Annotated in this window: 20 protein-coding genes; 12 read left to right on the forward strand and 8 right to left on the reverse strand. The window is 70.6% G+C overall.

The window, feature by feature from the left end; translation table 11 throughout:
- Positions 1-196: 196 nt before the first annotated feature.
- Entirely contained in the window at positions 197-2422 is a 2226-nt protein-coding gene (locus tag BLU27_RS03985) for a HelD family protein (RefSeq protein ID WP_092650632.1), read from the forward strand.
- Positions 2423-2469: 47 nt separating this feature from the next.
- Here the strand turns inward: BLU27_RS03985 and BLU27_RS03990 are convergent, their stop codons facing one another.
- Complete coding sequence (locus BLU27_RS03990; RefSeq protein WP_092650634.1) at positions 2470-3006, reverse strand: 2TM domain-containing protein; 537 nt, start codon at positions 3004-3006, stop codon at positions 2470-2472.
- Between the two features lie 66 nt (positions 3007-3072).
- On the opposite strand from BLU27_RS03990, the gene BLU27_RS03995 reads away from it, so the two are divergent.
- Entirely contained in the window at positions 3073-3678 is a 606-nt protein-coding gene (locus BLU27_RS03995; RefSeq protein WP_092650636.1) for a TetR/AcrR family transcriptional regulator, read from the forward strand.
- Positions 3679-3797: 119 nt separating this feature from the next.
- On the opposite strand, the gene BLU27_RS04000 is transcribed toward BLU27_RS03995, so the two are convergent.
- Genes BLU27_RS04000 through BLU27_RS04010 form a run of 3 tightly spaced genes read right to left on the reverse strand, consistent with a single transcriptional unit; the run spans position 3798 to position 6462 of the window.
- Entirely contained in the window at positions 3798-4769 is a 972-nt protein-coding gene (locus BLU27_RS04000) for a DNA polymerase domain-containing protein (RefSeq protein WP_092650638.1), read from the reverse strand.
- A 40-nt stretch (positions 4770-4809) separates the two neighbouring features.
- Positions 4810-6051 carry an RNA polymerase sigma factor gene (locus BLU27_RS04005; RefSeq protein ID WP_092650640.1) on the reverse strand — a complete coding sequence of 414 codons (1242 nt, stop codon included), beginning with the start codon at positions 6049-6051 and terminating at the stop codon, positions 4810-4812.
- A gap of 3 nt (positions 6052-6054) precedes the next feature.
- Positions 6055-6462, reverse strand: a complete 408-nt coding sequence (locus BLU27_RS04010; protein ID WP_197681871.1) for a YciI family protein — start codon at positions 6460-6462, stop codon at positions 6055-6057.
- Positions 6463-6656: 194 nt separating this feature from the next.
- On the opposite strand from BLU27_RS04010, the gene BLU27_RS04015 reads away from it, so the two are divergent.
- Positions 6657-6986 carry a putative quinol monooxygenase gene (locus BLU27_RS04015; RefSeq protein ID WP_092650644.1) on the forward strand — a complete coding sequence of 110 codons (330 nt, stop codon included), beginning with the start codon at positions 6657-6659 and terminating at the stop codon, positions 6984-6986.
- 59 nt (positions 6987-7045) lie between these two features.
- Here the strand turns inward: BLU27_RS04015 and BLU27_RS04020 are convergent, their stop codons facing one another.
- From BLU27_RS04020 to BLU27_RS04030, 3 genes are all read right to left on the reverse strand, one after another.
- Positions 7046-8623: an FAD-dependent oxidoreductase gene (locus BLU27_RS04020; RefSeq protein WP_092650646.1), complete on the reverse strand. Its 1578-nt coding sequence runs from the start codon at positions 8621-8623 to the stop codon at positions 7046-7048.
- Positions 8624-8714: 91 nt separating this feature from the next.
- Entirely contained in the window at positions 8715-9140 is a 426-nt protein-coding gene (locus BLU27_RS04025; protein WP_092650648.1) for an SRPBCC family protein, read from the reverse strand.
- Positions 9137-9820: a CGNR zinc finger domain-containing protein gene (locus tag BLU27_RS04030; RefSeq protein WP_197681671.1), complete on the reverse strand. Its 684-nt coding sequence runs from the start codon at positions 9818-9820 to the stop codon at positions 9137-9139. The genes BLU27_RS04025 and BLU27_RS04030 overlap by 4 nt, the downstream gene beginning before the upstream one ends.
- A gap of 40 nt (positions 9821-9860) precedes the next feature.
- Between BLU27_RS04030 and BLU27_RS04035 the strand changes: the two genes are divergently transcribed.
- A complete protein-coding gene (locus BLU27_RS04035; protein WP_092650652.1) occupies positions 9861-10310 on the forward strand; it encodes a VOC family protein in 450 nt (149 codons plus the stop codon).
- An 82-nt stretch (positions 10311-10392) separates the two neighbouring features.
- Here BLU27_RS04035 and BLU27_RS04040 read toward each other — a convergent pair whose 3' ends face one another.
- Positions 10393-11331 carry a lipid kinase gene (locus BLU27_RS04040; RefSeq protein ID WP_092650654.1) on the reverse strand — a complete coding sequence of 313 codons (939 nt, stop codon included), beginning with the start codon at positions 11329-11331 and terminating at the stop codon, positions 10393-10395.
- Positions 11332-11522: 191 nt separating this feature from the next.
- Between BLU27_RS04040 and BLU27_RS04045 the strand changes: the two genes are divergently transcribed.
- The 8 genes from BLU27_RS04045 (at position 11523) to kdpC (ending at position 22205) form a co-directional block, all read left to right on the forward strand.
- Entirely contained in the window at positions 11523-12563 is a 1041-nt protein-coding gene (locus BLU27_RS04045) for a Gfo/Idh/MocA family protein (protein ID WP_092650656.1), read from the forward strand.
- A 132-nt stretch (positions 12564-12695) separates the two neighbouring features.
- Positions 12696-13694, forward strand: a complete 999-nt coding sequence (locus BLU27_RS04055) for an alpha-L-arabinofuranosidase C-terminal domain-containing protein (RefSeq protein WP_241827774.1) — start codon at positions 12696-12698, stop codon at positions 13692-13694.
- Between the two features lie 152 nt (positions 13695-13846).
- Positions 13847-15208 carry a hypothetical protein gene (locus tag BLU27_RS04060; protein ID WP_092650660.1) on the forward strand — a complete coding sequence of 454 codons (1362 nt, stop codon included), beginning with the start codon at positions 13847-13849 and terminating at the stop codon, positions 15206-15208.
- Positions 15209-15524: 316 nt separating this feature from the next.
- Entirely contained in the window at positions 15525-17486 is a 1962-nt protein-coding gene (locus BLU27_RS04065; protein ID WP_092650662.1) for an APC family permease, read from the forward strand.
- Between the two features lie 219 nt (positions 17487-17705).
- Complete coding sequence (kdpF, locus tag BLU27_RS04070) at positions 17706-17795, forward strand: K(+)-transporting ATPase subunit F (RefSeq protein WP_157728200.1); 90 nt, start codon at positions 17706-17708, stop codon at positions 17793-17795.
- Positions 17795-19456, forward strand: a complete 1662-nt coding sequence (kdpA, locus tag BLU27_RS04075; protein WP_092650666.1) for a potassium-transporting ATPase subunit KdpA — start codon at positions 17795-17797, stop codon at positions 19454-19456. The genes kdpF and kdpA overlap by 1 nt, the downstream gene beginning before the upstream one ends.
- The gene (kdpB, locus tag BLU27_RS04080) at positions 19453-21591 is read left to right on the forward strand and encodes a potassium-transporting ATPase subunit KdpB (RefSeq protein WP_092650668.1); all 2139 of its coding nucleotides are present in this window, start codon (positions 19453-19455) and stop codon (positions 21589-21591) included. Before kdpA ends, kdpB begins: the two co-directional genes overlap by 4 nt.
- Entirely contained in the window at positions 21588-22205 is a 618-nt protein-coding gene (kdpC, locus tag BLU27_RS04085; protein WP_092650670.1) for a potassium-transporting ATPase subunit KdpC, read from the forward strand. Before kdpB ends, kdpC begins: the two co-directional genes overlap by 4 nt.
- Positions 22206-22208 lie beyond the last annotated feature (3 nt).

Below are 22208 nucleotides of genomic sequence, written 5' to 3' on the forward strand. Positions count from 1 at the left end.
GCCCTGGTAGCGTCACCGGGCTTCCTGGGTGGCTCTCGAGTAATCCTCGAAGGATCGAATCGAACCGGACCTCTTCCGGGGCGGGACCCTCGTCGATGGCCGCCGATCTCTTCGTCTCTCGGCAGATGCGGTCATGTCAGGCACATGGCCGTCCGACTCCCCACGCGTCCTCACGACCAGAGGAGCCCAGGTCCTGATGATCGAGTACGTCACCACGCCGGCCGGTCGGCGCGAGTCCGCCGACGCCGGCACACCGCACCATCCCGGCACACCGCATGGCCCCGAACCCGCCGACCCCGACCGGCCGCACGACCCGGAACTCCGGGCCGAGCGCGCCTTCCTGGACACCGCCCGGGCGGCGCTGCGCCGCATGCACGCGGACGTCGTGACCACCGAGACACCGCTGATCGGTGGGGAGGACAACGACGAACGCTTCACCAACGAGTCGAACCTCCGCGCCCGCTGGCTGCGCGCCCAGGCCCTGGTCGACCTGCCGGACGTCCCGCTGTTCTTCGGCCGGATCGACTACGACGCCGGGACCGTGGCAGAGGCGGCCGACCGGATCCACATCGGCCGCCGGCACGTCCACGACGAGGCGGGTACACCGCTGGTCATCGACTGGCGGGCACGCGTCTCGGTCCCGTTCTACCGGGCCACCCGTACCGACCGGCAGCGCGTCCACCGGCGCCGTCGCTACGGCTTCTCCGACGCGGCCGACCTCACCGCCTACGACGACGAGATTCTCGACGACGGCAGCACGTCGTCGGACGCCGGAAAGCCCGACGCGGACGCCTTCCTGCGGGCCGAGATCGAGCGGCCTCGTACCGGACCGATGCGCGACATCGTGGCCACCATCCAGCCCGAGCAGGACGATCTCGTCCGCGCACCGCTGCAGCCGTCCATCTGCGTGCAGGGGGCACCGGGCACCGGCAAGACGGCGATCGGCCTGCACCGGATCGCCTACCTGCTCTACACCGAACGCGAACGCCTCAGCCGCGGCGGCGTCGTCATCGTCGGGCCGAACCGCTCGTTCCTCTCCTACATCCGCAAGGTGCTGCCCGCCCTCGGTGAGGTCGACGTACGCCAGACCACCGTCGAGGAGTTGCTCGGCCAGGCCGGCACGGTCGGCAGCCCCGGCGCTCATGGCGCTCGCGGCCAGGCCGGCCCGGTCGCCGGGGACCCGCGGGCCGAGCAACTCAAGGGCGATGCCCGGATGGCGGCGGTTCTGCTGCGCGCGCTGTGGCTGCACGTCGGTACGCCGACCGAGGGAATCCTCTACACCAAGGGATCCAACCGCTACCGCGTGCACGACTACGCCGTCCAGGAGATCGTCGAGTCACTGCGCGGGGCGACCCGCTACGCCCCCGGACGCAACTCGCTCGCTCAGCGGATCGCACACGAGGTGCTGGTCCTGATGGAACGCCGCGGCGAGTCACCCGACGACCGCGTGCAGAACGCCGTGGCCCGGTCCAGGCCGGTCAAGGCGCTCGTCGACCAGGTGTGGCCGAAGGTGACGCCGGAGCAGGTGCTGTTCCGGCTGTTGTCCGACACGGAGTTCCTCGCGGCCGCTGCCGGCGCCGACCTCGCCGCGGAAGAGCAGGCCGAGCTGGCGTGGTCCAAACCTCCACGGTCGGCGAAGTCGGCGAAGTGGTCACCGGCCGATCTGGTCCTGCTCGACGAGCTCACCGACCTGATCGAACGCCGGGCGGGTTCCCTCGGACACCTGGTGGTGGACGAGGCGCAGGACCTGTCGGCCATGCAGCTGCGGGCACTCGGCCGGCGCTGCCGTACCGGCTCCGCGACCGTTCTCGGCGACCTCGCCCAGGCGACCTCCCCGTGGACGACGGGCTCGTGGGAGCAGGTGTTCGAGCACCTGGAGATGCCCGAGACCCGGCTGGTGGAGCTGGAACGCGGGTTCCGGGTGCCGGGCGAGATCATCGACTTCGCGGCCCGGCTGCTGCCTGCGATCGCGCCAGCCCTGGGCCGGCCGACGGGGATCCGTTCCCTGCCCGGTGCGCTGCGGATCAGTGCCGCCCACTCCCCCGACCCGCAAGTCCTCCTTGACAGCCTCGCCGATGCCTGCCGAAACGCCCTGGCCGGAGAGGGTTCGGTGGCGATGATCGCGGCGGACGCCGACGTCGCCGACCTGCGCGCGGGCCTGCTGGACAGGGGTCTCCCGTCGGCGTTGCTCGGCAGCGCCGACGACGCGATGGAGACGGCCCGACTGGTGTGCGTACCCGCGATGCTGGCAAAGGGACTGGAGTTCGACGCGGTGGTGGTCGCCGAGCCGGCCAGGATCGTGGCGGCCGAGCCGCGGGGGATGGCGCGGTTGTACGTCGTCCTCACCCGCGCGGTCACCAGCCTGCACGTCGTCCACGCCGAACCGCTGCCGGCCGAGCTCCGCGACGCCGCCGGACCCTAGGTGGCAATCCGGGGCACGAGCCGGGTGCCGTGGATCGCGGCAGGTAGTCAGTTGCTTCGTCGCTTACGTGGGGCGATCGTGTAGCTGAAGGAGATCACGAAGTCGATTGCGAGCACGATCCCCCAGGGAGCCATCACCGACCACAGTTTCAGGGTGCGGTGGAGGTCACCGACGAGCAGCGTGAAGATGACCAGTACCGCCACCGCCAGGACGTAGGCGAGGAGGTGGCGAAGCCATTGGCCGCGTTCGTGGGCGGCGTGGGCGCGTCCGATCTTGGGTGGCTTCACGGGGACCGGGCCGCCTGCGAAGCGGTGGGCGAAGCGTTGGTCGGCCCACTGGATCATCTGATTGCCGAACGCGATCGAGACGCCGAGGTAGATCGCGGCCAGGCCGTGTGCGGTTGTGGCGGGTGCGCCGCCGCGGAGGTCGACGACCGATGCCGCGAGCAGTACCACGTCGACCATCGGAACGCTGACCAGCAGGACGTTGCTGAGCCACCGGGCGCGAAGGAGATAGCGGGTCGCGAGACCGGTCACCAGCAGCACCCAGAACGCGATCTCGCAACCCACGACCAGGAAGATCACAGCCGGCCCTCTATTTCGCACGAGCGCATGAAAAAGAAAATAGCACGGTCGTGCGATAATGGCCAGATGCCGAAGATCGTGGACCATGAGGCGCGCCGGCTGGAGCTAGCCGACGCTGTTGGCCGTGTCATCGCCAGGAACGGGGTGAACGAGGTCTCGATCCGCTCGGTCGCCGCCGAGGCCGGCTGGTCGTCAGGCGCGCTGCGGCACTACTTCGCCACCCGCGACGAGCTGCTGGCCTTCGCCTGCGAACAGGTGATACAGGGGGTCGCGGCCCGAATCATCAACATGAGGCACACCGGCACCATCCATCAGGCGGTCCGCGACGCCCTCCTGGAAACCATGCCGATCGACGCGCAGCGTCACGCCGAGGCGGCGATCGCCTTCGCCTTCCTGGCGCTCGGCCTGAGCGATCCGCGCCTGGCCAAGGTCCAGCGCACCCACTTCGACAGCATGTACGGGCTCTGTCTACAGATCATCAGGAGCCTGGACACGGAGGGCCTGCTGGCTCCCCACACCGCCTCGACCGAAGTCCTCGCCCGGCGCCTGCACGCCGTCGTCGACGGTCTGTCCATCCAACGACTGGCCGGCCATCTGACCCCCGAGATCATGATCACCCAGCTCGATGCCTACCTGGCCGAAATCATCCTCGGCACCGACGAGAGTCGCTGACTCACTCCACGATCGAACGTGTGTCACCTGGTGCTTGAGGATCTGAGCCACTACGTGCTCGACGCTCCGCCAGCAACACCGACCAACAAGCCGCTTGATGCACTACGACCGCGGGAGGTCTAGGACGACTCGCCGCGCCGGGCACGGGCGCGGCGCTTGCCCTCGTGCATGGCCTGGACCCGCGCCACCGGGATCGTGTGGCCCTCGGCCACGAGGTCGGCGGGCAGCGTCTGCGGTGCCGGCATCTCCTCGGCCCAGGGGTCACCCGCGCCGATCAGCTCCGGCACGGTGTGAATGGTGAAGTCGCGCGGCGCTACGTCGTCGAGGGTGTCCCAGCCGACGGGGTAGGACACCGGAACTCCCGGCCGGACCCGCGGGCTGTACGCCGCGACGACGGTGGCCCCGCCGGCGCGGGTGGAGTCGAGGAACACCTTCCCGGCCCGGTCCTCGCGGATGAACGCGGTGGTCGCCACGGCCGGATCGAGCCGTTCGGCCCGCACCGCGAGCGCCCGGGTCGCGGCGGCGACGTCCCAGACGTCCTGCCCCGTGGTGAGCGGGACGACCACGTGCAGGCCCTTGGCGCCGCTGGTCTTCACCGCGCCGGCCAGGCCGGCGTCGGCCAGCGCCTGCCGGACCAGCTTCGCCGCCGCGACGGCCAGCCCGAACCCCGCGGCGAGGTCCTCGCCCTCCGGCGGGTCGATGTCGAGGATGAGCACGGTCGGATGGGTGACGCTGTCTGCGCGGGACAGCGTGGGGTGGAACTCGATGGCGCGCTGGTTGCCGAACCACAGCAGCGTCCGGCGGTCGTCGCACAGCGCGTACCGGATCTCCCGCTTGGACGCCTCGGCCCACACCGAGACGCTGGGGACCCACGACGGGGTGTATTTCGGGAGGTTCTTCTGCATGAACGGCTGCTGCCCGCGCAGCACCCGCACCACCGACAGCGGCCGGCCGGCGAGCTCGGCGATGATCCGGTCACCGATCGCGTCGAGGTAGTCGACCAGGTCGCGCTTCGTCGCCCCGGCGCCGTCGAACAGCGGCTGGTCGAGGTTGGTCAGCGACACACCGTCGCGCGTCTCCTCCGACGTCATGACCGCAGCGTAGGCGACCCCGCCGACATCGCGGTGCAGGTCACGCCTCGACGTCGGCCAGTCGTGCGGCCCGGGCGCGGAGGTATCGCTGCCGGGGAAGGCTGGACGTACGGTCCGCGGCGGCGAGGTAGGCCGCCCGGGCGCCTGCCGGATCGCCGTCGCGTTCCAGCAGGTGTCCCCGGACCGCGTGCAGCCGGTGGTCCTGCGCCAGTCGTTCGTCGGACTCCAGCGCACCGACCAGGGCGAGACCGGCCCGGGGACCGTCCACCATGGCCACCGCGACGGCGTGGTTGAGCGCGACCACCGGGTTGCCGGAGATACCGCGCAGCAGGCCGTACAACGCCGCGATCTGCGGCCAGTCGGTTTCCTCGGCGCTGGGCGCCTCGTCGTGCAGCGCGGCGATCGCGGCCTGCAGTTGGTACGGGCCGGCGTGGCCGCGGGGCAACGCGGCGGTGACCAGGCGCACCCCCTCGGCGATCTGGGCGGCCTCCCAGCGGCCGCGGTCCTGTTCGTCCATCGGGACGAGCTCGCCGTCCGGCCCCACCCGGGCGGCCCGCCGGGCGTCGGTGAGCAGCATGAGCGCGAGCAGCCCGGCCACCTCGCCGTCGTCGGGCAGCAGCCGGTGCACCATCCGGGTCAGCCGGATCGCCTCCGTGGCGAGTTCGACGCGGTGCAGGTTGGGTCCGGACGTACTCGCGTACCCCTCATTGAAAATCAGGTAGAGCACGTGCAGGACGGCGGCCAGCCGGTCGTCGCGTGCGGCCCCGGCCGGGATGCCGAACGCGACACCGCTGTCGCGGACGCGTTGTTTGGCCCGGCCGATCCGGCGGGCCATCGTCTGTTCGGAGACGAGGAACGCCCGGGCCACCTCGGCCGTGGTCAGCCCGCCGACGGCGCGCAACGTCAACGCGATCTGCCCCTCCGCCGACAGCGCCGGATGACAGCACATGAACAGCAGGATCAGCGAGTCGTCGGTGTCGGACGCGGGCCGGTCGGCGGGCGGTGCCAGCCACTGGTCGGGCAGCACCCAGGAGGCGACGGCGTCCTCACGCCGCCGCCGGGCCTGCTCGTTGCGGAGGAGGTCGGTGAGCCGCCGGGCGGCGACGGTGACCAGCCAGGCACGCGGGTCGTCCGGCACGCCGTCGACCGGCCACCGGGTGGCGGCGGCCAGCAGGGCCTCCTGGGTGGCGTCCTCGGCAGTGTCGAAGTGGCCGTACCTGCGTACGACCGCGCCGAGGACCCGCGGCGCCAGGGTGCGCAGCAGGTCCTCGACCTCGGTCACCGCTCACGCCTCCAGCTCGGACCTGGACTCCACCACCGGCCGGACGTCGGCGTACGCGGTGGCCCGGACGGACTCGGGTCCCGGGCAGTCGGCCAGCCGGGCGGCGAGCTCGGTCGCCCGGTCGAAGCTGTCGCACTCCACGATCCAGTAACCGGCGAGCACCTCCTGGGTCTCGGCGTACGGCCCGTCGGTCACCACCGGCCGGCCGTCCTTCGACCCCAGCCGCCGCGTGTGCACAGGCGCGTCCAGGCCACGCGTCTCGACCAGCTCACCGGACTCGGCGAGGTCGGCGTTGAACTTCTCCATGAACGCACCCATCGCGGCGAAATCCTCCTCCGACCAGGCCGGCTTCTCCCCGCCCTTGCCGGCCATGCCGTCGTAGTCCTGCTGTGAGGCGTACGTCAGGATCATGTACTTCACGGGTTCACTCCCTCTCGGCGTGGCGCCGGTGTTCGGCGCCGCTCACCCAGGACGTCGAGGCCGGCGCGGCCGGCCGGACACTCACCGACCAGGATCGCGCACTGATTCTCCGGGAGTTTTCCCCGGCCATTTCCCGGCCAGTACGGTGTGGCGTGAGGGAGAAACCGGACACGGGGAGGCGACCCATGATCTTCATCACCGCGAGGTTCCGCGTACGGCCCGAGGACGCCGACCGGTGGCCCGAGATCGTCGCCGACTTCACCGAGGCCACGCGCAGCGAGCCCGGCTGCCTGTGGTTCGACTGGTCGCGCAGCCTGGACGACCCGACGGAGTACGTCCTGGTCGAGGCGTTCCGCGACGACGACGCGGGAGCGGCACACGTGCAGTCGGCGCACTTCCAGGAGGCGCGCCGGACGTTGCCGCCCCACCTCGCCCAGACGCCGCGCATCGTCAACGTCAAGACGCCGGGGGACGACTGGTCCGAACTCGGCGAGATGGCCGTGTCCGGGGAGTAGCCCGGGCGCAGTAAGGCCGGCGTGCGGTTGGTGAGCCGGCAGGCGAACTCATCGGTGGCTCATGCGCTGCCCTGACCCTCCGCGCCCTCGTCCTCCGCGTCCTGGTCCTGGTGGGCGTTCACCGTGGCCTGCGGGTCGCGCGGCTGGAGCGGGCTGGTCGCCGGACCGGTGAGGACGGCGCCGTCGGGATCGAACCTCGACCCGTGGCAGTTGCAGTCCCAGCTGGTCTCGGCCGCGTTCCAGTGCAGCCGGCAGCCCATGTGCGAGCAGGTGGGTCGTACGCCGTGCAGGTTGCCGGCCGGGTCGCGGTAGACGCCCATCGCCTGACCGCCCACCCGGATCAGCCCACCGGTGCCCGGGAGCACCTGGTCGAGCGTCCGCGACTCCGGCGTACCGAGGTACCCGCCGACGAACTCCTTGCCCACGTGCAGGTTGTCGGTGACCGTCTTGACGACTCCGCGTACGTCGCCGATCCGGCGGGCGTCGAACGCCGACGCCCACGGGTTGGAACGGCCGGACATGGCGTCGACCAGCATCATCGCGGCGGCGGATCCGTTGCTCAGGCCCCACTTCCCGAAGCCGGTGGCCACCAAGATCGCGTGGTGGCCGGGCGCGGCTCCGACGTACGGGATGTGGTCGGGGGTGGTGAAGTCCTGCGCGGACCAGGTGTACTCCACGTCCTCGACGTCGAACGTCGCCCGCGTCCACTCCACCAGGTCGCGGACCTGTTCCTCGGTGTCGACATCCGACGCCCCGGTCTCGTGGCCGTTGCCGACGACGATGATGCCGTTCGGGCCGGGGTCCAGCCACGGCCGCGTCGACCGGGTGGGCTGGTCGACCGACAGAGTCATCGCGGTCGGTGCGGGCCCACGCAGCCGCGCGGCCAGGCCGTACGACCGCTGCGGGCGCGTGCGCGCGAAGTAGCCGCCGATCATGCCCAGCGGCAGCAGGGTCGCCATCACCACGTGCCTGGCCCGGACCACACCGGAGGAGGTGGTCACCGTGACCACGCGGTCGCGCCCCTCGGACACGTCGGTGACCCGGGTGTCCTCGTGGATGCCGGCACCCGCCTCGGCCGCGGCGGCCGCCACGCCGCGCAGGTAGCGGACCGGGTGGAAGTGCAGTTGGTCGTCGAAGCGTACGGCGGCCGCGACGTTGAAAGGCTGCTCGGCGGTGTCGGCCATGCCGGCCGCGATTCCGACCTTGGTGGCCGCGGCGACCTCGGCCTCGAGTTCACCGACCCGGCCCTCGTCCAGGGTGTAGGCGTAGGACGGTGCCCGGGTCAGCCGGCAGTCGATGCCGGACCGCTCCACGAGGTCGGTCACCAGCTCCATCCCGGCCGCGTTGGCCGCGGCGTACTGCCCGGCGGCGGTCCAGCCGTGCCGCTTGGCGAGTTCGGCGTAGATCAGGCCGTGTTGCGTGGTGACCTTGGCCGTGGTGTGCCCGGACGAGCCGGCGGTGAGCCGTCGGGCTTCGAGTACGACGGTCTGCAGGCCCGCGCGCTGGGCGAGCAGGGCGGTGGTGAGGCCGACCAGCCCGCCGCCGACCACCGCGACATCGACGTCCAGGTCGGTGTCCAGGGCCGGGTAGGTCGGCCCCTCCGGTCCGGTGAACCACACACTGGCATGTCTGGTCATCTCGTCCTACTCCTCGCGCATTGCTCCCGCGCACCGACGTCCCTTGTGTAGGGCGCTCCTACCCGGGGTGGGGAACGACATGCTCTAGGAGTCACTCCGCGCCGAGGGCACGGACCACCTCGGCCAGTACGCCCTGCCAGTGTTCGCGGCGGCAAGCCCGGTGCGCCGCATCGGTGAGGCGTTCCTCGTGGAACCGCAGCACCGCGCCGTTCGCGACGGGCGTGACGGTGACCTGCCTCGTCGTTGCCGACGCTGCCCCGGGAACCCGGTGGGTCACCCGGATCCTCGTTCCCTCGTGATAGCCGCGGACCTCTCCGGTCGCACCGTCGGCAGTGGTGTAGCCGGCGCCGCGGGTCGGCTCGACCCGCGCGCCCTTCCCGAGCCACAGCGCGAGTCCCCGCGGGGAGGTGAGGAAGCGCCAGAGGTGGTCCGGCGGGAGCCGGAGAGTACGGGAAACGCCGATCTGGAAGCCGGCATCCTTCGTCTGCCCGGTCACCCGGTGAGGCGTGGGGGTCATGGCGACGGCACCTCCTCCGGCTCGTGCGTCCCCTTCTTGTCCTTCGGATCGCGACGGGCACGATGCGCCCGGAGCTTGTGACGGTTTCCGCAGCGTTCCATCGAGCACCACCGCCGGCGGCCCGGCCGCGAGGTGTCCACGAAGATCAGTTGGCAGTTGTGCGCGTCGCACTCCCGGATCCGGTCGGCGAACGGGCCGGTCAGCAGGTCGATCGCGTCCCGGGCGACGGTCGAGACCACCTGCTCGGCGTCGGCGGGGAGTTGCCAGTCGCGCGTTCCGTCGGCGCCGATCAGCGGCGCGAGGGGCGGGCGGGCCGCAGCGCGGTTGACCTCGGCCAGGTCGGCGTCGGTCGGGGTCAGGTCGGCGTCCTCCCCCGCGTCCTCGCCGACCTCTTCGCCTGTCCCGTGAGCCGCATCGTGGATCAGGCGCCACAGTGCGTCGCGTACCCCGCGAGCGGACGCCAGCGCCTCGGCGGTGACGTCCACCTGGGCGGGGTCGAGGTGGAGCCGGGAGGCCGCCAGCCAGGTGCGCAGGTCGTCCGGCCGGTTGAGCGTCTCCCACCTCGCCAACCGCCCGGGCCCGCCGGTCACCAGGAACTCCAGGCACAGCGCGCCCGGGTCGAAGATCCACCGGGCGCCGTCGCGGGAGTGCATGGGCAGACCGGTTGCGTGGGTAGACACGTAACCACTATAACTGGTGTCAACTTCATCGGGAGGACTCATGGCCCTGCACTGGAAGCTCGTCGTCGACTGCGCGGAGCCGCTGCGACTGGCCGATTTCTGGGCGTTCGCCCTCGGCTACGACGTGGAGGACCACTCCGCTCTGATCGACCGACTGCTCGGCGCGGGGGTCGTCACCGAGGCGCAGTACGTCGAGGTGGACGGCCGCAAGGCGTGGGTGCACGCCGCCGCCGTACGCCACCCGGACGACCCGGTGGACGATTCGACCGGGGTGGGCCTGGGCCGGCGGCTGTTGTTCCAGGCCGTTCCGGACCCGACGCCGGGCAAGAACAAGTTGCACCTCGACGTGCACGCCGAGCCCGGGCACCGCGACGACGAGGTGTCCCGGCTGCAGGAGCGCGGCGCGAAGGTGCTGCAGGTGGTGTCGGAGCCCGGGACCGACCACGTTGTCATGACCGACCCGGAGGGCAACGTCTTCTGCGTCCAGTAGTGTCGCTTCCCAGGCATTACGGCGTCCCCGGCGTCAAGCCCACCTTGCCGATCGGTGTCAAGACTGCCTTGCCGGCGCGGTGTCAGGGATGCCGCGTGTCCAGCCGGGCGGCGTCGGACTCCTGCGGTACGAGCACGACCAGCGCGTTGCGTTGCACGCTGAACTCCTGCGGGGTGGTCGCCACCACCTCACCGTCGACGTTGATCGCCTGGTCGGGCTCGGCGTGCAGGTTCAGCCGGCGCGTGGTCACGTGCACGACGTTCTGGTGCCGGACGACGCTTCCGTTCCGCAGCAGCCGAGCGATGCTGAGATGGTCCCGGACACGCCCCGCCGGGATGGCGTACACGTCCAGGGTGTTGTCATCGATGCCTGCGGTGGGCGAGACGACGTTGCCGCCGCCGTAGTGCCGGCCGTTGCCCACCGCGACCTGGAGCAGGTCGTCGAACTCCATCGGCGCGTGGTCGCCGTCCGGGAACTCCAGCCGGGCCCGGAACGGCTGGTGCGCGCGGTAGGCACGGACCGCCGCCAGGGGGTACGCCAAGGGTCCCAGCCGGCTCTTCAGCCTGGGTGTGAGCGCCCGGGTGACGCCGACGGACAGCCCGATCGACGCCACGTTGACGAAGTGGTTGTCGCCGATCCGGCCGAGGTCGACGTCGACCACCTTGCCGTGCGCGATCGTCTCACACGCGCCCGCGAGGCCGAACGGGATCCGGAGCGTACGGGCGAAGTCGTTCGCCGTGCCCAGCGGGAGCACGCCGAGGGCGACCCGGCGGGGCGCGAGGTGGTCGACGGCCGTACTCAAGGTGCCGTCCCCGCCGCCGACGACGACCAGATCGTGGTGATCAGCGACCTCGGCGACGACCTCCGGCAGCCGCGCGCCGTCGGTGACCTGGTACCACTCACCGAGCGGCACGCCGAGGTCGTCCAGCCGCCCGCGGACCTCCTCGAACGCCGCGGCTCCGCTCCGCGACCCGGAGTTCACCACCAGCGCGACCCGATCGAACCGCTTCTCTCCTGCCATCGGGCCAGGCTATGCGGGCTCCTTGAACGGGACCTGAGAGCCTTCGGAGCGCGGGCCGGATCGGATCACTGGCCGTCACAGGCCGCCGGCTTGGCCGGCACCCACCCGGGGCGGCAGGCTGGCTGCGGCGGATCGGCGACAGACCGGCCGTACCGAGAGTCGAACGTGACGGGCACGACGGAGGGACTGGCATGGCGGACGCACCGCTTCGGGTCGGGATCATCGGACTGGGCAGGAGCGGGTGGAACATCCATGCCGACGCGATCGCCGACCACGAGGGGTTCGAGCTGGCCGCGGTCGCCGACCCGGTGGAGGAGCGGCGGCAGGAGGCCGAGGAACGCTTCGGCTGCGCGGCCCACGCCGAGCCGAAGGGGGTGATCGGCACAGACGGCCTGGACGTCGTCGTCGTGGCCACGCCCTCCCACACCCACGTCCCCCTCACCGTCGCCGCGCTCGAGGCCGGAAGCCACGTCGTCGTGGAGAAGCCGATGGCCGCGTCGGTGGCGGAGATGGACGAGCTGATCGCCGTCGCCGACCGGGCCGGCCGGGTGCTCACCTGCTACCTGCCGCGCCGGCTGGACGTCGACTTCGACTTCGTCCGGGAGTTACTGGCCTCGGACCTGCTGGGCAGGCTGGTTCTGCTCCGGCGTTCGGTGCACCGCTTCCAGCGGCGGGCCGACTGGCAGATGCTTCGCAAGTTCGGCGGCGGCGAACTCTCCAACACCGTCCCACACGTACTCGACCAGGTTCTGCTGCTGCTGGAGGAGGAACCGACCGAGGTGTACGCAGACCTGCGGCACACGGTCGGCCAGGGCGACGCCGAGGATCATGTCAAGCTGATCTTGCGGGGGCAGAACATCCCGCTGGCCGAGGTCGAGTCCAGTCTGTGCATGGCGATTCCCCAGCCGGCCTGGCAGATCACGGGCACCACCGGAGCGCTGGTCGGCGACGGGCGTACCTTCACCATCCGGTGGTTCGACGCGGCCGCCGCGAACGCACCGCACCTGGACGAGGGGCCGGCGGCGGGCCGGAGGTACGGCAGTGGCGAGACGATCGACTGGCAGGAGGAGGTCCGCACGCTGGGCCGCGGCACCAGGTCGGCCGCGTTGAGGTACTACGACCGGCTGGAGGCGACCCTGCGGGCGGGTGCGGATCTGTTCGTCACGCCGGAGAGCGTGCGGCGGCAGATCGGGATCATCGAGGAGGCCCGCCGCCAGACCGGCTACGCCTGACCCGCTGGCGTTCTCAACTCCAAACCGGCATGGCCTCCACCACTTTCCTGGCAGCGTCGATGACCGCCTTGACCTTTGGGAGAGTCTCGGCGATCTCTTGTGGGGTTACCGGCGGGACTCCCTCGTCGGCTGGTGGCGGCCGGGATCCCATGGCAGCAGGAGGAGTGGACCCGCCCGTTGCTGGAGCAGGCGGGAAACCTCGTCGACTACGTTTCGCTGCACCTTTACGGAGCGAGCACGCACCTGTTCTCGCCGGCGTCCGGCGACGACGACTACGACGCGGTGGTGGCGCAGCCGACGTACTTCGAGCAGCGCATCCAGGACTACTCCCACCTCGTCGCCGACCTGGCCGTGAAGGCAGGTGTCAACCGGCCGTTGGCACTGGCGCTGGACGAGTGGAACATCCGGCATCTGGAGCCCGCGAGCTGGCCCGAGCCGCTGCCCTCCGACGACGGCGGGGTCGTACCACGTGACGTCGCCGTTCCGGACGAGCCACCGACGAACCTCCGGGTCAACCGCTGGAGTCCCCGCACGCTCGCGGACGCGTTGTTCTACGCCGGGGTGTTCCACACCCTGCACCGCGGCGCCGGCCTGCCCGTGCCGCCGACGATGGCGAACACGGTCAACCTGGTCAACGCGAACGGCCTCGTCGTCGCCCGACCCGGCGGCGCGGTGAAGTCCGCGTCCTACCACGTGTGGGACCTTTACCAGGACTCCCTGGGCAGCCGGGCGCTCGCGACCCAGGTCGACGGCCCGGCCCGGTCCGCGGCCGTACGCCAGGGCGACGAACGCGAGCGCGGCGGCCTGCACACCACGCGTCCCGCCGTCGTCGCCTACCTCGACGTGACCGCGACCCTCACCGGGGACCGGCGCTCCCTGCGCGTCGCGGTCATCAACCGGCACCGGTCGGCGCCGATCCGGGCACGGATCGTCCTGGACGGCAGGGGGGAAGTGTTGCCGCCCACCGCGGACGTGCGCGATCTCGGCGCCGACGTCGACGACGTACTCGCCGGCAACAGCCTGAGCAACCCCGACAACGTGAGCGTCCGCCGGCGCGGCCGGGTGGACGTGCCGTCCGGTGAGTTCGAGTTCCCGCCCCACTCGGTGACCGTCCTGTCCTTCGGTCTCTGAGTTCGGCAGCCGGGACGGGCTGTCGGCGGCGACGTGCTCTGATCGGCCTTTACGAAACCATTACACGAACCCACCGCCTGCCTTACGATCTTCGCCACCGGACGGCAGCGGGCGTCGCCGGGTGCGTCACAGGCTTCGTAGCGGGGGGACAGATGAAGAGGTTCGGCCGAGTCGCGGGCGTCGCCGCGTTCGCCGTGGTCGCGAGCGGAATGGCGGTCTCCTCCGCCACCGCGGCACCACCGACCACGCAGACGTCCTTCCAGGCAGGGCTGCAGTGCTCGGGGACCACCACGACCGGCGAGCAGGTGTTCGTCACCGCGGGCGCATCCTCCGACTTCGGCGACTTCGCATACGTGGCGGTCGGCCCGGACGAGGCTCCGGTCCTGAGCGGGTACGGCACCGGCAGCTGGAACGACGGCGCGCCCGCCTACCCCCTGGACGTCTACGACGCCGAGGGTGAGCCTGTCGGCAGCGGCGCGTTCACGGCGACGACGACGGTCACGGCGCAGGTCGAGACCGACGGACGCAACGACAACGGCAACCAGCACGTGAAGTCGCACACCGTCGCCTCCACCCTGGCCGTGAGGCCGACGCTCGACCTGCCCCGCTACACCATCCAGTCGCTCGACTGCACCGGCACGTCCACGCTCGTCACGTACCGCGCCAACTCACCGGCGGCGACCATGCGTTCGCAGCGGCAACTGTTCGACTCCGCGCGCTGTGAGGGCAACGCGGTGGTCGGCTTGTTCGGCCCCGCCGAGGGTGAGTACTACCTCTCCGTGGAGGTCGAGCACGAGGGCCGTCAGTACAACCTGTTCGGCCCAGTCGAGCCGGCGGAGGAGTTCGTGGCGACGCTTCCGCTGCGCGACTCCGAGACCGCCGAGGTGGTCGCGGACATTCCCGTCACGGTGACGGCGCGGCCCACCGGGGAGACCACCACCGGCGTTCTGCGTACGTCCAAGGCACGCGTGGTGCAGAAGGCCACGCCGTACGCGGTGAACGCGCAGGCGGAGCTGCCCTGGGGTTCGGTCGACGCCACGTGTGAGCACCTGGAGATCCTCACTCGTGAGCACATCAGCGCGTCGCAGGGCCCCAAGCCCGGCGGCCCCGCACCGAGCAACGACACCCTCGCGACCGCGTCCACGTTGACCGCGGGCTCGACGGTCCGCGACTCCAGTCGCGGCGCCGCCGAGGAGGCCGAGGCCGACCTGCCGTGCGCGGACGGGCCGGTGGGCCGCACTCTGTGGTACGCCGTCCAGGGGACCGGTGGGACGCTTCACCTCGACACCGCCCGCAGCGACTTCGACACCGTGCTCGCCGTCTACACCGCCACCGCCGACGGGCTCGAGCCCGTCGCGTGCGGCGACGACGACGGCCCCGGCTTCCCGCTGCCGCGCACCACCCTCCAGGCCCGGGTCGATCTGCCCACGTCCGCCGGAACGACGTACTACGTCCAGGTGGGCGGACTGTACGGCGACTACGGCCGCCTGGCCCTGACCGCGACCGCCGGCTGACACCGTGACCGGCGGCGTCACCGTTCCGGTGCCCGACCCGTTCGGCAACCTCCTCGTCATGGTGGACCTGTCCAAGGGCTTGTACGTCACGGACGAGGCCGGCTCGGTCACCGGCATCGCCTGAGCTTGGACGTACCGAGCATTGCGTGGGCGGACGCCCGATTCGCCCGGCTCGCCCGATTCCGCCCGGCCCCGCCGGTGTGCTCCCGATGACACCGGGACGACGCGATCGCGTCTCGCGGTGGACCGGGCTCTCCTACTGTGAGGTGAAGCCCTCCTCGACGTGCGCTCGACGGCGGCGAGACAGGAGCACGCCGTGGCCGAACCCAGCAACGCCGGTCCCTCGCCGGTTTCGCGACGTTTGCGTCAGTGGCTGCTGGAGGGGATGCCCCGCCGGTCCCAGCGGCTGGCGGCGTTCAGCGAACCGGGTGGTGACTCACATCCACGCAGCCCCTGGTGGAAGGTGATGTGCCTGACCGGTCTGGACTACTTCTCCACGCTCGGATACCAGCCCGGAATCGCGGTGCTCGCCGCCGGCCTGCTCTCGCCGCTGGCCACGGTCGTGCTGGTGATGGTGACCCTCTTCGGCGCGCTGCCGGTCTACCGCCGGGTGGCGCGGGAAAGCCCGCACGGCATGGGGTCGATCGCGATGCTCGAACACCTGCTGCCGTTCTGGAGGGGCAAGCTGTTCGTCCTGACGTTGCTGGGGTTCGCGGCCACCGACTTCGTCATCACCATGACCCTGTCCGCCGCGGACGCCACCGAGCACGTCATCGAGAACCCGCACGTACCGGCGGCGTTCGGCAACCACAAGGTCGGAGTCACCCTGGTGTTCCTGGCCGTCCTCGGAGCGGTCTTCCTGAAGGGGTTCAAGGAGGCGATCGGGGTGGCGGTGGCCCTGGTCGCGGTGTACCTGACGTTGAACGCCGTCGTCGTCACCGTCGGCCTGTGGCACGTGCTCACCGCTCCGCACGTCGTCGCCGACTGGAGCCTCGCGCTGACCACCCAGCACGGTGGCGTGTTCTTGATGATCGGCCTTGCGTTGCTGGTGTTTCCCAAGCTGGCGCTGGGCCTGTCGGGGTTCGAGACCGGCGTCGCCGTCATGCCGCACATCGAGGGTGATCCCGCCGACACCGAGGAACGCCCGACCGGCCGCATCCGGGGCACCCGCAAACTCCTCACCACCGCCGCGCTGATCATGAGCGTCTTCCTGATCACGAGCAGCATCGTCACCACACTGCTCATTCCGGCCAGGGACTTCCAGCCCGGGCAACCCGCGTACGGCCGGGCGCTCGCCTACCTCGCACACAAGTACCTCGGCAGCGGGTTCGGCAGCGTGTACGACCTGTCGACGGTGGCGATCCTGTGGTTCGCCGGGGCGTCGGCGATGGCCGGGCTGCTGAACCTCCTGCCGCGTTACCTTCCGAGATACGGCATGGCACCGCACTGGGCACAGGCCGCCCGGCCGATGGTGCTGGTGCTCACCGGTGTGGCGTTCCTCATCACCTGGATCTTCCGGGCGGACGTGAACGCGCAGGGCGGGGCGTACGCGACCGGCGTACTCGTCCTGATCACCTCGGCCGCCGTCGCGGTGACCATCGCCGCCCGGCGTGCCCGCGAACACCACTGGACCGCGGCGTTCGGCGTGATCGCGGCCGTCCTCGTCTACACGACCCTGGCCAACATCGCCGAACGCCCCGACGGAGTGAAGATCGGCGTGTGCTTCATCGCCGCCATCATCGCGGTCTCGTTGCTGTCCCGCTCCTACCGTGCCTTCGAACTGCGGGTCACCGAGGTCACCCTCGACGAAACCGCGGAGCGGTTCGTCCGTGACTGCGCCCGCCGCCGGGTGCGGCTGGTTGCGAACGAACCCGGCGAGGGTGACGTCGCGGAGTACCGCGAGAAGATCCGCCAGATGCGCGCGGACGGCGACGTCCCCGTCGAGGATGACATCATCTTCGCCGAGGTCGTCGTCCGTGACCCGTCGGAGTTCGAGTCCAGTCTGAACGTGCACGGCCTGGTGATGCACGGGAAGTACCGCGTGCTGCGGATGGAAAGTTCCACGGTGCCCAACGCCCTGGCCGCCCTGCTCCTCGACGTCCGCGACCGCACCGGGAGTCGCCCGCACATCCACTTCGAATGGACCGAGGGCAACCCGCTCACCAACCTGGCGAGGTTCCTCCTCATCGGTGTGGGCGAGGTCGCGCCGGTCACCCGGGAGGTCCTGCGTGAGGCGGAGCCCGACCCCGCCCGGCGCCCGCACGTCCACGTGGGCTGAGCCGTCAAGAACGTGTCAGGATCGCCCGCGATCCCGTACGGACGCCGTTAAGACGCAGCCGGCGAAGGGCATCGGTCCGCTTGAGTGGGTTCGGGTCGGTCCGAGCACCCACTGAGAGCTCGGCAGAGAAGGGTACCCCGTGAGTGACCTGTTGTTCATCGCCCTGACGATCACCGCGTTCTGCGCCGTCGTCGGTGTCCTCAAGGGGGCGGCGAAGCTGTGAACGCCGCCAACCTGGTCGGCCTCGTTCTCGCGGTCGCCCTGGTCGTCTACCTGCTCCTCGCCCTCGTCCGGCCGGAGAAGTTCTGATGTCCCCGGAGCTCACCGCCGTTCTCCTCGTCGCAACGCTGGTCGTCGCATACGTCGTCGTGCACCGTCCGCTCGGCGACTACATGGCCCGGGTCTACCAGAGCGACCATCACCTGAAGGTCGAACGCCTCGTCTACCGCGTACTGCGGATCGACCCCGACACCGACCAGCGGTGGACCAGTTACGCCACGAGCGTGCTGGCGTTCTCCCTGGTGTCGGTGCTGTTCCTGTACGCGATGCAACGGCTGCAGAGCCGGCTTCCGTTGTCGGTGGGCATGAAGCCGGTGCCACCGGACGGCGCGTTCAACACCGCGGTGTCGTTCGTCACCAACACCAACTGGCAGTGGTACTCCGGTGAGTCGACGATGAGCTACCTCACCCAGATGGCCGGCCTCACCGTGCAGAACTTCGCGTCCGCGGCGGTCGGTATGGCGGTGGCGATCGCCCTCGTCCGCGGCTTCGTCCGGCACGGCACCGGTCAGCTGGGCAACTTCTGGGTCGACCTCGTCCGCGGCACGCTGCGCATCCTGCTGCCCCTCGCGTTCGTCGCCGCGATCGTCCTGCTGGCCAACGGAGTGATCCAGAACCTGAGCGACCCGACGACGGTGCACACGCTGGCCGGGTCGACCCAGCACCTGCCCGGCGGCGCCATCGCTTCCCAGGAAGCGATCAAGGACCTCGGCACCAACGGCGGCGGCCCCTTCAACGCCAACGACGCGCACCCCTTCGAGAACCCCACCGGCTTCACCAATCTGCTGATCGTCTTCCTGCTCACGGTGATTCCGTTCTCGCTGCCGGCGACGTTCGGCCGGATGGCCGGAAACCTCAGGCAGGGCTACACGATCGTGGCGGTGATGGGTCTGATCTGGCTGGGCTTCATCGTGGCCTGCTACGCCGCGGAGTTCGCCCACCCGGGTGCAGCCCTGCAACTCGCGGGCGGGGCGATGGAGGGCAAGGAAACCCGGTTCGGGGTCTCGTCCTCGCCGGCCTTCGCGGTGTCCACGACGCTGACGTCGACCGGCTCGGTCAACTCCATGCACGACTCCTTCTCCGCACTCGGCGGCGGGGTGACGATCCTCGCCATGTTGCTCGGGGAGGTCGCACCCGGTGGTGTCGGTTCCGGGCTGTACGGACTGCTCGTGCTCGCGGTGGTCGCGGTGTTCGTCGCCGGGCTGATGGTCGGGCGTACGCCGGAGTACCTGGGCAAGAAGATCCGCGCCCGGGAGATGAAGCTGGTCGCGCTCTACATCCTGACCATGCCGCTGCTGGTCCTGGTCGGCACCGGGCTCGCGCTGGGGTTGGCCACCGGCCGCTCGTCCATCCTCAACCCGGGCGCGCACGGCCTGTCGGAGGTGCTGTACGCGTTCGCCTCCGCGGCCAACAACAACGGCTCGGCGTTCGCCGGCCTCACCGCGGGTACGCCGTTCTACGACATCGCCCTGGGCCTGTGCATGTTGTTCGGGCGGTTCGTCCCCATCGTGTTCGTGCTGGCGCTGGCAGGCTCGCTGGCCCGACAGAAACCGGTACCGGAGACAGCCGGAACGTTGCGGACCAACTCGCCGCTGTTCGTGGGCATGCTCACCGGCGTCACCCTGATCGTCACCGCCCTGACGTTCTTCCCTGCTCTGGCCCTCGGTCCCCTCGCGGAAGGCCTGTCATGAGTACCTCCACCCACCGAACCCACCAGAGCGACGAAGCGGAGGTCACGCAGGTGCAAGGTGAGCTTGCCTTCCAGCCGGGCGGACATCACCGCGTCGGCGGGGGTGCGTTCGACCCGGCTCAGTTGCTGAGTTCGCTGCCGCAGGCGTTCGCCAAGCTCGACCCGCGCACGATGGTCAGGTCGCCGGTCATGTTCGTGGTCGAGGTGGGCGCCGCGCTGAGCACTGTCCTCACGATCTTCGACCCCAGCCTGTTCGGCTGGCTGATCGTCGGCTGGTTGTGGCTCACCGTGCTGTTCGCCAACCTCGCCGAGGCGGTGGCCGAGGGACGCGGCAAGGCGCAGGCGGACACACTGCGCCGGGCGCGCACGGAAACCCTGGCACGCAGGCTCGGACCCGACCGGATCACCGAGGAACCCGTGCCCGGCACGTCGCTGCACGCCGGCGACCTGGTGGTGTGCGAGGCCGGTGACGTGATCCCCGGCGACGGCGAAGTCGTCGACGGGATCGCCAGCGTGGACGAGTCCGCGATCACCGGGGAGTCCGCGCCGGTGATCCGCGAGTCCGGCGGCGACCGCAGCGCGGTCACCGGCGGGACCAGGGTGCTGTCGGACCGGATCGTCGTCCGGATCACCAGCGAGCCAGGTGAGACGTTCCTGGACCGGATGATCTCGCTGGTCGAGGGTGCGGACCGGCAGAAGACGCCGAACGAGGTGGCGCTGACGATCCTGCTGGCCAGCCTGACGATCATCTTCCTGCTGGCGATCGTGACGCTGCAGCCGATGGCGGGGTACTCCGGTCAGCAACAGACGGTCCTGGTGCTGGTCGCCCTGCTGGTCTGCCTCATCCCCACCACGATCGGCGCGCTGCTCAGTGCGATCGGCATCGCCGGTATGGACCGCCTGGTCCAGCGCAACGTACTGGCGATGTCCGGGCGGGCGGTCGAGGCCGCGGGCGACGTGTCGACGCTGCTGCTGGACAAGACCGGCACCATCACCCTGGGCGCGCGGCAGGCCGTCGACTTCGTGCCCGTCGGCGACGCCGGGCAGGACGAGCTCGCGAACGCCGCCCAGCTCGCCAGCCTCGCAGACGAGACACCCGAGGGCAGGTCGGTGGTCGTACTGGCCAAGGAGAGGTTCGGGCTTCGCGGCCGGGAGCTCAGCGGGGCAACGGTTCTGCCGTTCACCGCCGAGACCCGGATGTCCGGCGTCGACCAGCCGTTCGGACACCAGATCCGCAAGGGCGCCGCCGGTGCCGTACTCCGGTGGGTGCAACAGGAGGGCGGCACGATTCCGCCGGACACCGCGGCGGCGGTGGACGAGATCTCACTGCGCGGTGGCACGCCCCTGCTGGTCGCCGAACGGCGCACGGCAGCCGGCGACGCCGCCCCCGTCGTTCGCGTCCTCGGCGTCGTCCACCTCAAGGATGTCGTCAAGACGGGCTTGCGCGAACGCTTCGACGACCTGCGGGCCATGGGAATCCGTACGGTGATGATCACCGGCGACAACCCACTCACCGCCAGGGCGATCGCGGAGGAAGCAGGCGTCGACGACTTCCTCGCCGAGGCCACGCCCGAGGACAAGATGGCGCTCATCCGTCGCGAACAGGAGGGCGGCAAGCTCGTCGCGATGACCGGCGACGGCACCAACGACGCTCCCGCACTGGCCGCCGCGGACGTCGGGGTGGCGATGAACACCGGTACGCCGGCCGCCAAGGAGGCCGGCAACATGGTTGACCTCGACTCCAACCCGACCAAGCTCATCGAGATCGTCGAGATCGGCAAGCAGCTGCTCATCACCCGAGGAGCGCTGACGACGTTCTCCATCGCCAACGACGTGGCGAAGTACTTCGCGATCATCCCGGCGATGTTCGTCGCGGTCTACCCCGGGCTGCGGACGCTCAACATCATGGGCCTGTCCACCCCGGAGTCCGCGATCCTGTCGGCGGTGATCTTCAACGCCCTGATCATCGTCGCCCTGATCCCGCTGGCGCTGCGCGGCGTGCGCTACCGGCCCACCTCGGCGTCGGCCATGTTGCGTCGTAACCTGTGGGTCTACGGCCTCGGCGGAATCGTGGTGCCGTTCATCGGGATCAAGGCGATCGACATGCTCATCTCGCTCATACCAGGGATTCGGTGACCGCCGTGGACGCAACCATCCGTCAGCTCGGCCCCGCACTTCGGGCCCTGCTCGTCCTGACCGTGATCACCGGTGTGCTCTACCCGCTGGCCGTGTGGGGAGTCGGCCAGGTCGCCTTCCGCGACCAGGCCGCCGGCTCGCTCGTCCACCGCGACGGCCGGGTCGTCGGCTCCCGCCTGATCGGGCAGGAGTTCACCGGGCCGCGCTGGTTCCACTCCCGTCCGTCGGCCACCGGCGACACGCCGTACGACGCGACGAACAGCTACGGCTCCAACCTCGGCCCCACCAACCCCGAGCTGGTGAAGGTGGTGGGTGAGCGCAGGGCCCAGGTGGCGAAGGAGAACGGGGTCGCCGAGTCGGCGGTGCCACCGGACGCGGTCACCGCCGGCGGCAGCGGGCTCGACCCGCACATCTCCCCCGCTTACGCGCAGGTGCAGCTGTCCCGCGTGGCCCGCGCCAACCACCTCGCACCGGGCCAGGTCGCCAGGTTGGTCGAGGAGCACACCGACCGGCCCTCGCTGGGCTTCCTCGGCGAGCCCGGTGTCAACGTGGTCGGCGTCAACCTCGCCTTGCGCGACCTGGTTCACCACCAGCAGCGGACCCGAACGCGGTAGCCG

Origin of the sequence: Actinopolymorpha singaporensis, from assembly GCF_900104745.1 — a bacterium.
GTDB lineage: Bacteria > Actinomycetota > Actinomycetes > Propionibacteriales > Actinopolymorphaceae > Actinopolymorpha > Actinopolymorpha singaporensis.

Excerpts from the sequence above, each read along its gene's own strand:
- BLU27_RS03985 (WP_092650632.1), top strand. The coding sequence starts at position 197 with ATGATCGAGTACGTCACCACGCCGGCCGGTCGGCGCGAGTCCGCCGAC.
- BLU27_RS03995 (WP_092650636.1), top strand. The coding sequence starts at position 3,073 with ATGCCGAAGATCGTGGACCATGAGGCGCGCCGGCTGGAGCTAGCCGAC.
- BLU27_RS04000 (WP_092650638.1), bottom strand. The coding sequence starts at position 4,769 with ATGACGTCGGAGGAGACGCGCGACGGTGTGTCGCTGACCAACCTCGAC.
- BLU27_RS04010 (WP_197681871.1), bottom strand. The coding sequence starts at position 6,462 with ATGATCCTGACGTACGCCTCACAGCAGGACTACGACGGCATGGCCGGC.
- BLU27_RS04015 (WP_092650644.1), top strand. The coding sequence starts at position 6,657 with ATGATCTTCATCACCGCGAGGTTCCGCGTACGGCCCGAGGACGCCGAC.
- BLU27_RS04020 (WP_092650646.1), bottom strand. The coding sequence starts at position 8,623 with ATGACCAGACATGCCAGTGTGTGGTTCACCGGACCGGAGGGGCCGACC.
- BLU27_RS04025 (WP_092650648.1), bottom strand. The coding sequence starts at position 9,140 with ATGACCCCCACGCCTCACCGGGTGACCGGGCAGACGAAGGATGCCGGC.
- BLU27_RS04035 (WP_092650652.1), top strand. The coding sequence starts at position 9,861 with ATGGCCCTGCACTGGAAGCTCGTCGTCGACTGCGCGGAGCCGCTGCGA.
- BLU27_RS04040 (WP_092650654.1), bottom strand. The coding sequence starts at position 11,331 with ATGGCAGGAGAGAAGCGGTTCGATCGGGTCGCGCTGGTGGTGAACTCC.
- BLU27_RS04045 (WP_092650656.1), top strand. The coding sequence starts at position 11,523 with ATGGCGGACGCACCGCTTCGGGTCGGGATCATCGGACTGGGCAGGAGC.
- BLU27_RS04060 (WP_092650660.1), top strand. The coding sequence starts at position 13,847 with ATGAAGAGGTTCGGCCGAGTCGCGGGCGTCGCCGCGTTCGCCGTGGTC.
- kdpA (WP_092650666.1), top strand. The coding sequence starts at position 17,795 with ATGTCCCCGGAGCTCACCGCCGTTCTCCTCGTCGCAACGCTGGTCGTC.
- kdpB (WP_092650668.1), top strand. The coding sequence starts at position 19,453 with ATGAGTACCTCCACCCACCGAACCCACCAGAGCGACGAAGCGGAGGTC.